A 15,686-nucleotide genomic window follows, 5' to 3' on the forward strand; every position below is an offset into this window, starting at 1 on the left:
GCGCAGCGCGGGGTGTGGCCTGTGAAAGTGCGATCGCATCCACCGAAATTGTCGCTGTGGCGATCCCCGTAGCTGCCATCAAGCAAGTTATCGCCAGCCATCCCCAATTTGCGCAGACAGTCCAAGAGCACTGCTATCTGGCCGAGCTATTTGAACTACTCAGCCAGTACTTTGAAAAACAGGCTCACAATGTGGGCGATATTGCCCAGCTGACAGAAACGATTAAGGCTGCGGGGATCGCTGTTCAAGAAGTCCCCTTTGGCCAGCTCAAACACAGTGACCTAGACAGCCAGCGTCTGTGGTTTATTAGTCGGGGTAACGTCGCATTCCACGAACAGGGGGGGCAGCTGAGTCCCACCATGGCCTCCACCGAAGTGCTGAGCCAGGACGGTGCCCGTCTTGTGGGGATTCCCTCCGCCGTGCTCGCCGCCCAGGTTGAAACCAAAGCTGCCGAAGTTCTAGATAACGATCCCTGGGATGATTCAGCCAGTGCCGCCGTCAAAAAGATTCCCTATGCCGGGGATATCCCTCAAAATCTTGAGCTAGATGGGGAACTGAGCAATCAGGACTATCCCCACATCCGCGCCCGTGGCGACATTGACTCGCTGCTGGCCTGTTTTGAGATGCTGGCCAAGCACTTTAACATGCCCTTTAAGCGGGATGTGGTGCGCCGAGTTCTCACCAATCAAAAAGCCCGCCTGGGGCAAGTCTCTCTGCCATCCTGTGGGGCGGTAGCAGATATGCTGGGTCTCAAACCCCAGCTGGCCAAGGTTCCAGCCACGGCCATGAGTCGTTTGCCCAAGCTCGCCCTCATCAAATGGCGGGATAGCTATGCCGTCCTCTACGAAACGTCGGCTAAGCATTGTGTAATCGCCTGCCCCGAAGATAAGGGCATCGTCCGCCATTCCATTCAGGCCTTTGAGGAAATCTGGGGACCTGAGGGGGAGGTGCTGCTGTTGGAAACCACGGCCCAGACGCCCCAACAGCGCTTTGGCCTGTCGTGGTTTGTGCCGTCACTGATCAAATACAAGTGGATTTTGGTGGAGGTGCTAGCGGCCTCCTTCTTCTACCAAATCTTTGGTCTGGCCAATCCCCTGATGATTCAGGTGATTATTGACCGGGTGATTGTGCAGCAAAGCGTCGATACCCTGCATGTGCTGGGTATCTTTTTGGTGATTATGGCGGTGTTCGAGGCGATTCTCGGCAGCTTGCGCACCTACTTATTTGTCGATACCACTAACCGGATCGACATGACCCTGGCCTCCCAGACCATCGATCATTTGCTGCGGCTACCGCTCAACTACTTTGACCGTCGGCCTGTGGGTGAGCTGTCCAGCCGAGTCAACGAGCTGGAAAATATTCGTCAGTTTCTCACCGGTACGGCCCTGACCGTGGTGCTGGATGCGGTGTTCTCGGTGGTGTATATCATCGTGATGCTAATTTATAGCGTCAAGCTCACCCTAGTTTCCCTGGCCACCATTCCCCTATTTCTAGGGCTAACGCTGTTTGTCTCGCCCATTGTGCGGCGTCAGCTGCGGGCTAAGGCTGAGCAAAATGCGAAGACCCAGTCATTCTTGGTGGAGGCCCTATCGGGGATTCAAACCGTCAAGGCCCAAAATATCGAACTCAATACTCGCTGGAAGTGGCAAGACCGCTATGGTCGCTATGTGAGCGACGGCTTTAAGACGGTGCTGACGTCTACCACTGCTAGCTCCGCCAGTAATTTCTTAAATAAGCTGTCAGGTTTGCTGGTGCTGTGGTTTGGTGCATTCCTGGTGCTAGAGGGGGAACTTACCCTGGGGGGGCTGATCGCCTTTCGCATTATCTCCGGCTATGTGACCCAGCCGCTGCTGCGGCTCACCCAGCTGTGGCAAAACTTCCAAGAAACGGCTCTGTCCTTAGAGCGACTGGCCGATATTGTGGACCACCCCCAAGAACAAGAGGAAGAGCAGCGCGGCCAGATCCCCATGCCGGATGTGAAGGGCCATGTGCGCTATGAAAACGTCTCGTTCCGGTTTGGAGCCTCGGGACCGCTGCAGCTATCCAATATCAATGCTGAATTTCCAGTAGGCCAGTTTGTCGGACTGGTGGGTCAGAGCGGCTCGGGTAAAAGTACCATGATGAAGCTGTTGCCCCGGCTGTATGCTCCCAACTCGGGCCGGATCTTGATTGATAACTACGATATCAACAAGGTGGAGCTGTATTCCCTGCGGCGACAGGTGGGAATTGTGCCCCAGGACAGTTTGCTGTTTGAGGGCACAATTCAGGAGAATATTTCTTTGACCAATCCTGAGGCCACCACCGACGAGGTGATCGAAGCGGCTAAGATTGCCTGCTGCCATGATTTTATTATGGAGCTGCCGGTGGGGTATAACTCTCGGGTAGGAGAACGGGGCTCATCTCTGTCGGGGGGACAGCGTCAGCGGATTGCGATCGCACGTACCATCCTGCAAAATCCCCGTCTTCTCATCTTGGACGAAGCCACCAGCGCCCTCGATTACGACACCGAAGCCCAGGTGTCGATCAACCTCAAAAAATGGGCCAAAGGGCGCACGCTTTTCTTCATCACCCACCGATTGGGGGCTCTGCGTACCGCCAATATCATTTTGGTCATGGACCAAGGCTCCATCGTCGAAGAAGGTACCCATGAGGAACTTCTAGACCTCAAAGGTCGTTACTACTGTCTATATCAGCAACAAGGGAACGGTTAGTCCAATGACATCTCAACAGGTCCAAAACAGCGGTGCTCCCAGTGCCCAGGCCCAACCCTTTGATCAGCCAGTTATCTTGCGACAGTCCCCGATCTGGTCGCGGGCCATTGTGTGGGCTATTCTCGGGGTCACCAGTGTTAGCATTCTCTGGGCCTTTTTAGCCAGGGTGGAAGAGACTATACCAGTCCAGGGAAAACTGGAACCCGTGGGTGTTGTCCAGCCAGTGCAAACCCCCAGCGGCGGCGTCATCGAAAAAATCCATGTCCGAGAAGGCGACCTGGTGGAAAAGGGCGATGTGCTGATTACCTTTAACCAGACTGCGGCCAAAGCTGAGCTAGACTCTCTTCTCAGCATTCGTGACCAGCTTGCCAACCAAAACGAAGTTTACCGCGCTCAGAATAGCGACGACAAGGTTGTTCCCATCACCAACGATCTGCAGCAGCGTTTAGAAGAAAAAAATGAGCTAGAAGCCAGCAATCGTATTTATCAAGCCCAAATCGACGGCAATACAGAGGGCCTCTCAGCCGAGGCTGCTGCCGATGTCCTCAGCGCCAGAGGTGAAGCCCAGGCACTTCAGTCCCAAAACCGTGAACAAATCAAAGACCTCGACGCTCGCCTCAGCCAGGCACGGGCTGAATTGGTCAATGCTGAAAACGATTTAGCCACCAACCAAGAGATTTTAAGCCGCTTACAGTGGCTGGAAAAAGAAGGTGCCGTAGCAGAGCTAAGCCGACTTCAGCAAGAGCAGGAAGTTAGCAGCCGGATTACTCGAGTGAGTACCCTAAAAGATGAAATCAGCCGTCTTGAGGCTCAAATCAATCAAGCAGAGTCGGAAATTGAGCGGGCTGAGTTTGAATTTGAGCGCAGCCGTCGTGACCAGATACGCGGCAATCGCGAACGCCTTTCGTCCATTGAAAGTAATCTAGGGCAAACTGTTTTACAAAACGAGACCCAGCGTCAGGAACTCAGCAGCCGCATCGCCCAGCTGCAAGAACAACTTCAATTTCGTGAACTCACCGCTCCAGTCAGTGGTGCCGTTTTTAATCTCAAGGCCAATCAGCCGGGCTATGCCGCCAACTCCACGGAACCGATTTTAGAGATTGTCCCCCAGGAGAATTTAGTGGCTCGGGCCTTTATTCCTAACAAAGACATTGGATTTGTTCAGCTGACTGATGACTGCCGGGCAGCAGTGCAGGCAGAAGATCAGCAGGGGATCGCCGCCGAATGCAAGCCGGTGGATGTGCGCATTGATGCGTTTACCTACAGTGAATATGGCGACATTGATGGCCATTTGGTCAGTATCGGCTCCGATGCCCTGCCGCCGGATGAGATCTATCCGTTTTATCGTTTCCCTGCCGAGATTCAGCTGCAGTCTCAGGTTCTAGAGTCTAGGGGAGAGACCTATACCATCCGTTCAGGGATGTCCATCAACGCCAATATCAAAACAGAGAAGCGTACGGTTATTTCCTTCTTTACAGACCTGTTTGTGCGCAAGAAGGATAGTTTCTTCTCCAAATAGGCACGTTTGATATCCCCCCCTTTTCAAGGGGAGCTAGGGGGGATCCTCTAGCATTCAGTCGAGCCCACTCTGTGAGAAGAGCAAAGCTCTACATCCCCCAGCCCCTTCTCCCATGATTGGCTACCGTGTATACACATGTCGGAAGGGAGCCTAAAATCCTGCATTACCCCCCTTAATCCCCCCTTCGTAAGGTGGGAAACTCCAGTTCTCCCCCTTGCCAAGGGGGAGTTAGAGGGGGTAATGCAGCCGCAAACGCTAGTTTCCAGTACTTGTGTGTACACCGTAGCCTGGTATCAAAAGTCTCTTTACACCAGACTTTTGAGTTGCATGCCCAATTGTGACGCAATGACTAGGACTGCATCGGGCTACATTTTTTAGGAATCCGCTAGCCAGGAATGGACTGAAATGTATATGTCAATACTTCTCTAGAAGACGTCCTAGAGGTACGGTGAGATAATAGAAGGTATGCACAAATTTCTAAAAAATATTTCTATCTTCAGCATAAATACTTAGGCTTTTATCAAGAATTCAGCATAAATGCTTAGATTTATCGTTGAAATTGTTTAGAATAACTTAGCGGGATTCCTTTATCTGAATCAATTATTGACTGCTTTCAAATAGTTTAACTATTGAGAATCAATGTCAAAGATGCCCGCATCGAATGGCTCGTCAGATTTGCTGCTCTCTAGTACCGAGCAGCTGTTTAGTATTTGGTCAGCTCGCTATCTTTCTGAATCATGCAAAACGGCCAGTGCCTATGCGCTAGAAAGCGCTGCTTCGTTACAGGGACGACAGCGCACAGTCGAGGGATTACGGAGCGATCTAGTTAAAGACAGCTGCAAACGAGCCGCTCTTAGAACTAAAGATCTCTATACTCATCATCAGAATCTAAACCTAAAGGAAACGGCAGAGTTAGCTCAATGCGCAAATCTAATTTATCCGGTTCTGCTAGATTTTTATCGCACCCATGAACCGATGATTGCCTTTTCTCAGTCAGCAGAGACGTCTGTTGAGAAATCATCTCTGCCGATGTTTGCAATTCCCGAAATTCATGCGTTGGGTAATCTGATAGAGCCATTGCTATCGGAATTTCAATCAGACGATGTTAGGTCCACAAACTGGCAAACGCGCAGTTTTCTGACCACAGAATTAAATCTCAGCGGCCAATTACTGCTTGAATTTTTGAGTCCTGCAGAACAAATCCTATTAAATCCATACTTCGCCTTTCTGGAAGAATATGTGGCTATTCCTTGGCAGCGTGTGTGTCTTGCTGCCGTAGACCATTCTTTGATATCGCCTCACTTTAAGCTGGTCGAGCGGATGCTGCCAAAAGTTTCAGAGATTTCCATGACGGTGTATTCCCAAGGCTGCAGACGTTTTGGGGATTATTACAATCGTCGAGGACAGCTGGATAATCCGGGGGTTAAGCATTCCTCATTACGAGACTTGGATATGTTTCAAGCCTATCTATGGCTGTGTGTGTTACAGGGTGATCTGGAGGCTATCGAACAAGAGCTGTTCGTTTTGTGTGACCTAGTTTATAGGGGAATTGGTATTCCCTGGGACATAGCCTTGCAAGCAACCATAATGTTAGGAACTGAAATCATGAAAAAACTGGACTCCAGTGAGCAGAAGTTACTAGATCCCTACGTTTATGGTCTCATGCGAGTGTTTGCCGCAGGTTGCTAATAATTGATCAGGTCCTGCATGACGACGATGCAACAGCTCTTTGCCAATGCTCAAGATACACCTGGATTCTTAGAGATTCAATGACGTCCGGTTTTGTTGTACCTGAGTAGTGAAAGATCCAAGGGTTTTTACGGATGTGGATGGTATCGTTGGCAACGGACTATCAGACGAATTAGCGGGTGTGTTCAGATATGATCAAAACGTGTTTGAATCGTGAACCCCTGCAGTGCCCCAGTCCTCTGAAACGCCCATCATGTCCTATTCCGAGCATCCCCTCGCTCAGCAAACCCTCGATGTTCTGGCGAGCTTGAGCTATCGCGATCGCAACCTCACCAGCTATCTAGAAAGCCTGGCCAACGGCGTGCAACGCATTTTGGGTACGGACTGGGCCGTGGTGACCCTCTGCTGGGATAACTCGGAACGGATTTTAGCCAGTACTGTTGACATGGGGATCGACCCAGACGACATTTACGAATTGCACGGCACCCTCACCGACAAAGTTGTCCAAACGGGCTGCCCTCTGACGGTGGAAAACTTTACCCAAGACACTAGCCATGGTCAGGGGCCAGAGGGCTATCGCGCCTATCTGGGGGTGCCCCTACGGACCCCGTCAGGGACGACCATTGGTACCATCTGCACCTTTTGCCAGCAGTCACGGCAGTTCTCCCCCGAGCTGGTTCAGCTGGCTGAACTCTTTGCTGAACGGGCCGCCACTGCCATTGACAACCATCAGCTGTGGCAACAGCAGCAGCAGTTTAACAAGGCTCTGGAGAACGAAGTCGTCAAACGCACCCAGGAGCTGCGGGCCACCCAGTCTAAACTGATGACCATCAATGCGGAATTGGAACAGCGGGTGGCGGAGCGGACGGCGGAACTCACCCAGCTCAATAGCCAGCTCCAAAAGAGCGAAGAGCGACTGCGGCGGATTTTTAATGCCTCGAACGATGCCATCTTTGTGATTGATATGAGTAGCGATCGCATCCTTGAAGCCAACCCTAAAGCCGCTCAGATGCTAGGGTACAGCCGTCAGGAACTACTCGAAACTGTCCGCATTTCCAATGTCCATCCCCACGAAATGCCCCAGCTGATGGCCTTCTCCCAATCGGTATTGGCAACCGGGCAGGGCTGGACCGATCAGCTCACCTGTCTCACCAAATCCGGCACGACCTTACCGGCAGAAATCTCTGCCTCGACCTTAGAGTTTGCCCAGCGTCAGTGTGTGGTAGCAATTGTCCGCGACATTAGCGAGAGAAAACGTCTAGAAGCCGAACGCAAACGAGCCGAGCAAGCCCTGGCGGCCCTGGCCGAAGTGGGGGAACTGGCCTCCATGATTGTCCACGAAGTACGCAACCCGCTCACCACCGTCATGATGGGACTGGGGGCCCTACGCCACTCCCAGCTCTCCGAGCGAGATACCCGGCGTCTGGACTTGGCAGCCTCTGAAGCCGAACGTCTAGAGTCTCTGCTCAATGAGATTTTGCTCTATGCCAAACCTCAAAATCTGCAAACGACCCCGGTTAACTTAACTAGGCTCGTTACCGAGGTGTTGACGACTCTTCAGGCACAGCCTGTGGCCACCGACCGCCCTCTTTTGTTTAAAGACGCAGCCGAGGCCATTACGATCCAGGGAGATGCCGACAAACTAAAACAGGTGTTGATCAATCTGGTGAGTAATGCCTGTGAGGCCATCGAGCCTGGCAATGCTGTGACGTGTTACCTGGAGACAGCACCTGACCAAATATGTCTCCGTATTCACAACGGTGGCGAACCGATTCCAGCGGATGTGTTGCCCCAGCTGACTAAGCCGTTTTTTACCACCAAGTCTAGCGGTACCGGGCTGGGTCTAGCGATTGTCAAACGGATTGTGGAGGCCCATCAGGGGAGTTTGACCATTGAGTCAGCAGCGGCAACTGGCACCCTGACATCGGTGGTTTTTAGAATAGCTTAGGACAGATAGCCGAGCTATTTATTGAATCTCTTCCAGGTCGTCTAGCATTTTGGCAGATCGCTCCAAGTTGGGAGTCAGCTGCAAATACAACCCCGGCACCACCAGCAACGCAATCACGGTCGCCGACAATAACCCAAAAATAATCGCCATACATAGCGGAAACCACTGTGCATCGCTAAACGCCAACGGTAATAAGCCAATGATGGTTGTAATCGACGTCGTCAAAATCGGCCTTAACCGGTCGCTTGCCCCAGCCGCCGCCGCATGCCGTACATCTAACCCCTCCTTCCGTCGCTCATTCATCGTCTCCACCATCACAATCGCATCATTCACCACAATTCCCACCAGCGCAATCACACCGATCATGGCCGGAAAAGAGAACGATAGCCTCAGCAAAAAGAAACCAAACAACGTTCCAATCAACGCAAAGGGAATCGTAAGAATAATAATCAATGGCTGGGTGTAAGAACCAAACTGCAGCACCAGTACCGCAAATACCAAGAAGATCGCCACCACCAGCATCTGTCCCGCAGAGCCAAAGGTCTCACTGCTCGTATCCGCATCTCCACCAAACCGATAGGTGTAGCCCTGGGGCCAGCGCTCGGCACTGACTCTATCACTCGGGTCATACTGCATGGCTTCTAACCGAGGTGTTAGCTCCGCTAGAATCTCAGTATCATAAAAGTCCTCACCAGGAATCACCTTAGCCAACACCGTCACACTGCGCTGGGTGTTCCGATGGGTAATCGACAGGGGCACAGCCCCAGGTGCTTCCTCTAGGAGAGCGTCCGCCGGGAGTGCCTCACCATCGGGGGTGATAAACCGCATGGTGGCAAATTCATCCAGGCGAGAAGGACCGCCAATGGTGCCCTGGCGCGATGGCCACTGGGTACTCAGACGAATTTCGAGATCTTCTTCACCGCTGCCGATGGCAAAGTCACCCACATCGTTATCGATCATCAAGTAGCGTCCCTGGGAACCCAAATCATTCTGGCTAATACCATAGAAATCTAGCGCTTCTCGTTTCGGTACTAGCTTATAATCCTGCCGCAGGTTACCCAGGTCATCCCGCACATCCATGGTGCCTGGAATCTCTCGCAGAGACTGTTGCACCTGACTCGAAATCTCTCGCAATGTTTGTAGATCGTCACCAAAAATTTCGATCTGGATCGGATCGGCCCCACCGCCTGACAGCGGGAAGGCTGTACTCAAGATAGCACCTGGATAGTTACGAACAATATCTCTTTCTAACTCATCTTTAAGATCGCGGGCATATTCAAAGGAATCTCTCGCCCGCTGGTTGCGATTGACAAATACTGCCGACAGTCCCACAAAATAGTCGGCATTACCCGGTTTGATTTCGCTAGACGATACTAAATTACTGCGCTGTCCCACCAGCTTCACCACGCTTTCAAACACATTCTCACCGTTGGGGTCACTGTAGTTACGCACAACGTCCCCCATCAGGTCAGCCACTTCCTGGGATGTTTCTAGGGTGGCGGCTGGGGGCAGCTCTACATTAATGCTCAGTTTGTTGTCGTCACTGACGGCAAATAGGGAACTGGGCAGTTGGCTAAATAAAATCGCAGCGCAGACAAATAGGGCAATGGCCCCGGCTGTCCACAGGCGGGCCACATGACGGTTGGGTACGGTAGCCCGTAGGCTCCAATGGGAGAATCGTTCGGAGGCGGTCTCAGTTAGTCGATCAACATAGGTTTTGGAGGCTTTACCATCGTCGTGGTTATCCAGGAGAAATTTAGATAGGGGTACGACAGCCAGCAGGGCCAGGACATAGCTCATTACCAAACAGGTAATGGCACTAATGGGAATTAGTCGAATAAATTTTCCTAGGGTACCGGAAATGGCCATCAGCGGAGCCATGGCTAAAATAGTGGTGAGCTGCCCCGTAAAGGCTGGTGAGGCATAGGTTTGTACCGTTTTTATCGCGGCTCTAGGAAAGCTCAAACCCTGAACAAAAATGCCATCGTGCAATCCCTCTAGCATGAGGATAAACACATCCACCAGCAGCCCCAGGGCCAGGATCATACCCACCGTCACCATGGTATTGAGGGTATAGCCCAACATCCATAGGATAAACAGCACCCCGGCAAAGGTCATGGGAATGGCTAAACCGGCAATCAGGGCCTCGCGCCAGGTGAGGGCAACAAAAAGGATGGCAAAGACCAACAGGGATGCCTGCAGTACGTTGCTGCCCAGGTTGGCCAGATCTTTGCGAATGGTATTGGCATCGTTGTTGAGGACGCGATACTCCATGCCGAAGGGCCAAATGTTGGGGTCCTGACTCGCCAGCTCCATATCGGCCAGGACATCGTCAATCACCTGAATGGTGTCGGTCCCGGCAACTTTTACCACCTCTAAGTTGATGGTGGGGCTAAAGTCACTCCCCTGCCAGCTGACAAATGCCCGCTGGGTTTCTCGTTCTAGGCCCTGGTAAACCTCGGCCACTTCCGACAGCTGCACCACACGGCTGTCGTCTAACCGGGTTACGGGCAGATCTTTTAAATCATCCAGAGTGCGAAAGCGACCATACAGTCGCACCTGGGCTCCAAATTCTTCATCGCGCACCAAGTCCCAAGAGGTATCAACATTCCCCCCTTGGATGGCATCACGGACCTGAGTGGCCGCAATCCCCAATGTAGTCAATCGACTGGGAATCATCTGGACATGGATGACCTCGTCACGCTGACCGCCCAGGTTGACTTCCCGTACATTTTTGACCGCTTCTAGCCGGTCTTGCAGGTCTTCAGCCGCCTGACTCAGCAGGGCGATATCTAGACCCTCGCCACTCAGGGCCATGGTGAGGATAGGGGCATCTTGTTGAGATAGCTGCTCAAAAGCAGGCTTTTCTCGTCCGGTCGACTCTTCGGGGAGTTCGGTCTCCGCATCGTCCACTTTTCCCCGCAGCTCTTGAATCGATTCGGCAACAGGGGCCTCTGCTTTGAAAGCAACGTTAATGATCGAAAAAGAATTAAACGTGGCGCTGGTAAAGTCGTCCAGGCCCTGAAGACTTTTGATTTCTTTTTCTAGTTTGTCCGTAACCTGATTTTCAATGGTTTCTGCATCGGTGCCCCCCCAGCTGGTGGTGATCATGGCCCGAGCAATCTTAATTTCGGGTTCCCCCTCCTTCACCATGGAGAAGTAGCCCATTAATCCCCCCATCATCAGCATAAAACAGAGGAGAATGGCAAAAATCTGACGGGTAAAAAAGAATTCCATCCAGCCGGGAACAGCCGAGGATTCGGGTTTTTCCTCCGGTGTGGCAATAGCGCGCTCGTCGGTTTTCATCGGCTTTGCTCCCGGTTGACTACCTCAACCGGGGTGCCATCTACCAGACGGTTTTGCCCTTCGACCACCACCTGTTCCCCAGGCTCCACGCCCGAGAGTATTTCTACCCCTGAAAGTCCTTCAATGCCCAGGGTGACCTGTCGCTGCTGAACGGTGCCGTCGACCTCATTGATAACAAAGGCATATGATTGCTGATTTCTAGAGAGTAGTGAACCTAACGGGAGAACAACGGCATCACTGCGGCTGGCCACTTCAATCCAAACATAGACTCGGCCACCGACCTTCAGATTGCGCACCTGCTCTAATCCACGAATAGTGATTTCAGTGCCTCGACTGCCCGGTGTTTGTGAGGGACTCACGGCAAATACGCGACCACCGCTGCCCCGCTGCTTAGCAATGTCGAGCAGTCCTTGAGAGGTGGTGCCAGTGGCTTGGGCCGAACTGATCTCTTCTTCTAGAACCACATGGGCTCGCTGACCGGGTTGAATCTCTGCAGCATCTTCTGCCTGCAGTTCTAACTCCACTTCAAAGGATTGGGGATCGACGACAACGATCGGTGCTGACTCAATGACATCCTGGGGACTGCTGGTATTAAGATATTGGGTGCTCCAATACTCACCCTCCCGAATATTGATGTAGGCCACGACACCATCCAGGGGAGAGACTAGCTGGGTATCTTCTAAATTGACGGCACTCTCATTGAGGCGAGCCTGGGAGGCTTTCAACGAGGCCTCTGAAGAAATTATGGTCTCCTCAGCAGACCGAATGTCTTGTTGGGCTGTCTTGAGAGCCGCCGCGGCCTGGTCTACTCGATTGATGTAAGCGTCGCGATCGCTCTCGGATACGGCCCCTTCTTTAAATAAATTCTCATAGCGTTGCAGTTCGGTCTGAGCCAGGGCCAGATCAGACTCGGCCCGTTCCAGACTAGCTTGGGACTGCAGCAGCCCAGCTTTTGATTGGTTTAGCTGGGTTTTAGAGACCTGGATATCGGCTTCAGCGGTATCAATGCTAGATTGCTGTCTCCGGGCGTCAATCGTCGCCAGCAGCTGCCCCCGTGAAACAGCATCCCCTTCCCGCAGTTCTACACCGTTGATTTTAGCCACATAGGTAATATCGCCACTGGCCTGGAAGTTTAGCAGTCGTCGCTGCACGGGCCAGACAGAGCCTTCATCAAATACCCAGCCTTGGACAGTGCGTCTTTCGGCTGTGATCACCCTTACGGGTAAACGGGCTTGATCCAAGGCCGACTGCTCCGTTTCCTCGGATGAAGGCGCAGAGGTCAGGGTTCGATAGACCCTCACTCCAACCAGCCCAGCCACCACTAACATGGCCAGGGCAACGGCTGGCCAGAGAGGTTTATTAGGCTGCTTGCGCCATCCTGGCAGGGCGCTGGATTGAGGGGGTGATGCAGCAGGTGCTGGGTCGATGGCCGTCTCTGTGTTTAAGTTCGGCGGCTGGTCAAGGGGCGGTTGGGGGCTGATACCGTCGGAGCTCATAGGGGTAACGGCAAAACTTGGTACTTGGCAGCTTACGTGAAATCACCTAATGGTGCCAAATAACCTTTGGTAATTCAAGCAGGTCAAGCCGATTAAAGTCGCACATGGGCTTTTGTTGCCCCGCTGTAGTGGCTCATGTAATGGCCTGAGGGCATCATCTCCGTTGGCTGGACCGTTGGGCCAGATAGCTGCCGATTAAGATCGCGATCAGCACAGACGAGTACATTTGCCCCACAATGGCTTCCAGGTTAGTCAGCACCTGGGCCACTTCACTTAAGGGGACAATGTCGCCATAGCCCAGGGTGGTGAGTGTAGTAAAGCTAAAGTGAAGTGGCCTAAGATAAGAGCCGGTCCGAACCAAGGGTTGGGAGAAGGCATTGGCATCCAGGGTGTTGACGATACCGTACAGTAACGCCCAGACAAACCCAAGTAGCAGATAAACACTGATGCCACCGCGCACAACATCGATGGTGACTTCGGGAGTGGTAAAGATGTCCCGGCCAATCCAGTAGGCGGCTCCTGCTAGATAAAGGGCAAAAATGGTTTGAGCGATCAGGCTAAAGGGCTGATTTAAATAGCTGATCCAGCCCAGACTCGAACTGACTGCTAAGCAAAAGGCAATGATTGCGATCGCACCATAAATAACCAGCCATCGCCTAGGCAGTGCAAAGCTATTAACAACCACAATAAGGGTGTACAACAACAGTGAAATGGAGAGAATATTACCAATCCCAGCCTTTAAAAATGGAGAAACCACAAAGGTGACAGCCAGGACAATCAGCAACTGTCGATATTTTTGAGTTTTATGCTGAAGAAGAGGACTCATACAAGGCATCACATCTAGAATGCCCTGATATTAAAGCAGCTGTTAAAAAGATTGTGCTGTTTTGATGCCATGCAGAAAATTAAAAGCCTAAAAAATCCCCTCTAGCATCATTGGTACTGGAGGGGATTTTCTTATATAAAACTGACCGCTAATGCCAACCAACGACTAGTTTGGCCGTGGGCTTAGATTCCTGCTGATTGATGATCTGTTGGTGTTCAGTGACCAAATTCAATAGCTCTTTGCTCTCAACACCAATGTCTGCACAGGTTGACCGTAGCGCCTTGCCAAACCAGCGGACATTATCGCCATAACCACATTTATGAGCTGCCGTCACCACACCAGCATCAGCGTAGGCTTTGGCATATCCAACGAGGACTATTCCCTTTAGCGGCGTTGGGTTATTGATAATCATGGGGTGATTTGTGGTTACCCTATGGACAATAGACAATTGTGAGGTTAGTGTCTTCTATCTGTGGTTAGAAATAGGTTGGCAATCGTGCTGGTTCAGAACTGTTACTTTTCTAAGTCATATCTGTCAGAAGTTTTCTTAACGTTTTCTTTTAGCCGTTGCTGATTTAGGGGATGGACCGATCGGGTAATGATGCAATTTATCAGCACTCTTCAGTTGAAATCACCCCGGGGATCAGCAACGCCTCTTTTATTTTCGAATTCTAACTTACCTCCCCAGATAGATATGCCAGGATTGAAATCTTGCCATACTAAGAGCACTTGATAAGTTTACAGAGCATAGCTTCAGTATAACTCCATGGCAAATATGTCCCTATCTAAAGATTCCATCGGTGCTTACCTTACAGAGATCGGTCGGACTCCCCGCCTGACTCACGAGGAGGAGTTGCTGTTGGGTAGGGCTATACAGCAGCACATGCAGCTTGAAGATATTCGCGCATCGTTGGCAGAATCATTGGAGCACGAGCCAAGCCAGGCAGAGTGGGCTGATGCGGCACAGCTCTCTGTTGAAGCGTTAGAGCAGACTATCAAAGCTGGACAGCGGGCTAGAGAAAAAATGGTTAAGGCCAATTTACGCTTGGTTGTTTCCATCGCTAAAAAGTACCAGAAGAGTCAGCTGGAATTTATGGATCTGATACAGGAAGGAGCCATCGGCCTACAGCGAGGTGCTGAGAAGTTTGATCCGGGTAAAGGCTATCGCTTTTCTACCTATGCTTACTGGTGGATTCGTCAGGCTATGACCCGTGCGATCGCAGAAAAAAGTCGCATCATTCGTCTGCCGATCAATGTCAATGAAAAAATAACTAAGCTGCGTAGAGCCCAGCGCCAGCTAGCTAAAACCCACAAGCGTCCGGCCACCATCGCTGAGCTGAGCGAGGTGTTATCAATGCCTAAGGAAAAAGTACGTAATTTGCTACTACAAAGTCGCGATCCCCTATCCTTGGACCTGCGCATGGGCGAAAAACAGGATACCAGTCTCAGCGATATGTTAGAAGACGACGGACCGACGCCTCAAGAATACGTAGTCGAGTCTTCCTTAAAAGAAGATTTGAGGGGTTTAATGACACATCTTTCAGGGGCACAGCAACAGGTCCTGACCCTACGCTACGGACTAAACAGCGGTGTCAAAATGAGTTTTGCCAAGATTGGAGACCAGATGGGCATCAGCCGTCAAAGAGTTCGTCAAATTGAGCGGGAAGCTCTCAAGCGTATGCGCTATCACCAAACTGACGTTAGCGCTTATTTAGCCGTTAGCTAACGCTGGCGAAAAAGCAACCCATAATCCAATCTCCCTCCCCATGGAAACAATGCGGAGCTGAAAAAATGCATGCCTACTCTACCGCTTCAACATAGCTTTTGGGTTTATTGGTTTATATTTTGCGGCATCATTATGAGCGGTTATTTTATAACTGCTTCGGTGTTTTATTGGCTCATGTATTCTGTCTTGGATAAGCCTTCTTCAGAGGAGAAGACTGACAATAAGGCCCAAGAGCGGCAGACAATCGTGGACGACATTAAACTCTCAGTGCTGTCAGTTGTTTTCTTTGCATTTGCCGCTTCCTGTTTTATGATCTGCTTTAGGGCAGATTTGACAAAGGTTTATACCCATTTTTCCCTCAAGGATATTGGCTATATTATCTTTAGCTATGTGACTGTGCTATTGCTGCAGGACACATACTTTTACTTTACCCATCGGCTGTTTCATTTACCACTGTTGTTTAAG

General features: G+C 51.3%; 9 protein-coding genes and 1 pseudogene. 6 read left to right on the forward strand and 4 right to left on the reverse strand.

The window, feature by feature from the left end:
• The 4 genes from IQ260_RS15040 to IQ260_RS15055 form a co-directional block, all read left to right on the forward strand.
• The coding region (locus IQ260_RS15040; protein WP_193993923.1) for a peptidase domain-containing ABC transporter at positions 1 to 2,711 on the forward strand (2,711 nt) is incomplete at its 5' end.
• Between the two features lie 4 nt (positions 2,712 to 2,715).
• Entirely contained in the window at positions 2,716 to 4,230 is a 1,515-nt protein-coding gene (locus IQ260_RS15045) for an HlyD family efflux transporter periplasmic adaptor subunit (RefSeq protein WP_193993924.1), read from the forward strand.
• A gap of 639 nt (positions 4,231 to 4,869) precedes the next feature.
• Positions 4,870 to 5,919: a hypothetical protein gene (locus IQ260_RS15050; protein WP_193993925.1), complete on the forward strand. Its 1,050-nt coding sequence runs from the start codon at positions 4,870 to 4,872 to the stop codon at positions 5,917 to 5,919.
• 226 nt (positions 5,920 to 6,145) lie between these two features.
• Positions 6,146 to 7,867 carry an ATP-binding protein gene (locus IQ260_RS15055; RefSeq protein WP_322744971.1) on the forward strand — a complete coding sequence of 574 codons (1,722 nt, stop codon included), beginning with the start codon at positions 6,146 to 6,148 and terminating at the stop codon, positions 7,865 to 7,867.
• 18 nt (positions 7,868 to 7,885) lie between these two features.
• Here the strand turns inward: IQ260_RS15055 and IQ260_RS15060 are convergent, their stop codons facing one another.
• From IQ260_RS15060 to IQ260_RS15075, 4 genes are all read right to left on the reverse strand, one after another.
• Positions 7,886 to 11,173, reverse strand: coding sequence for an efflux RND transporter permease subunit (locus IQ260_RS15060; protein WP_193993926.1), 3,288 nt, complete (start codon positions 11,171 to 11,173; stop codon positions 7,886 to 7,888).
• Positions 11,170 to 12,669: an efflux RND transporter periplasmic adaptor subunit gene (locus IQ260_RS15065; protein ID WP_193993927.1), complete on the reverse strand. Its 1,500-nt coding sequence runs from the start codon at positions 12,667 to 12,669 to the stop codon at positions 11,170 to 11,172. The genes IQ260_RS15060 and IQ260_RS15065 overlap by 4 nt, the downstream gene beginning before the upstream one ends.
• 154 nt (positions 12,670 to 12,823) lie before the next feature.
• Complete coding sequence (locus IQ260_RS15070) at positions 12,824 to 13,495, reverse strand: potassium channel family protein (RefSeq protein WP_228016118.1); 672 nt, start codon at positions 13,493 to 13,495, stop codon at positions 12,824 to 12,826.
• Between the two features lie 148 nt (positions 13,496 to 13,643).
• Positions 13,644 to 13,907, reverse strand: coding sequence for a hypothetical protein (locus IQ260_RS15075; RefSeq protein WP_228016119.1), 264 nt, complete (start codon positions 13,905 to 13,907; stop codon positions 13,644 to 13,646).
• A gap of 354 nt (positions 13,908 to 14,261) precedes the next feature.
• Between IQ260_RS15075 and IQ260_RS15080 the strand changes: the two genes are divergently transcribed.
• Together IQ260_RS15080 and IQ260_RS15085 are read left to right on the forward strand one after the other, a co-directional pair.
• Positions 14,262 to 15,221, forward strand: coding sequence for an RNA polymerase sigma factor, RpoD/SigA family (locus tag IQ260_RS15080; protein WP_228016120.1), 960 nt, complete (start codon positions 14,262 to 14,264; stop codon positions 15,219 to 15,221).
• A gap of 132 nt (positions 15,222 to 15,353) precedes the next feature.
• Positions 15,354 to 15,686: pseudogene (locus IQ260_RS15085) on the forward strand (sterol desaturase family protein); the annotation flags it as partial.

It is taken from the genome of Leptolyngbya cf. ectocarpi LEGE 11479, from assembly GCF_015207065.1.
GTDB lineage: Bacteria > Cyanobacteriota > Cyanobacteriia > Phormidesmidales > Phormidesmidaceae > Leptothoe > Leptothoe ectocarpi.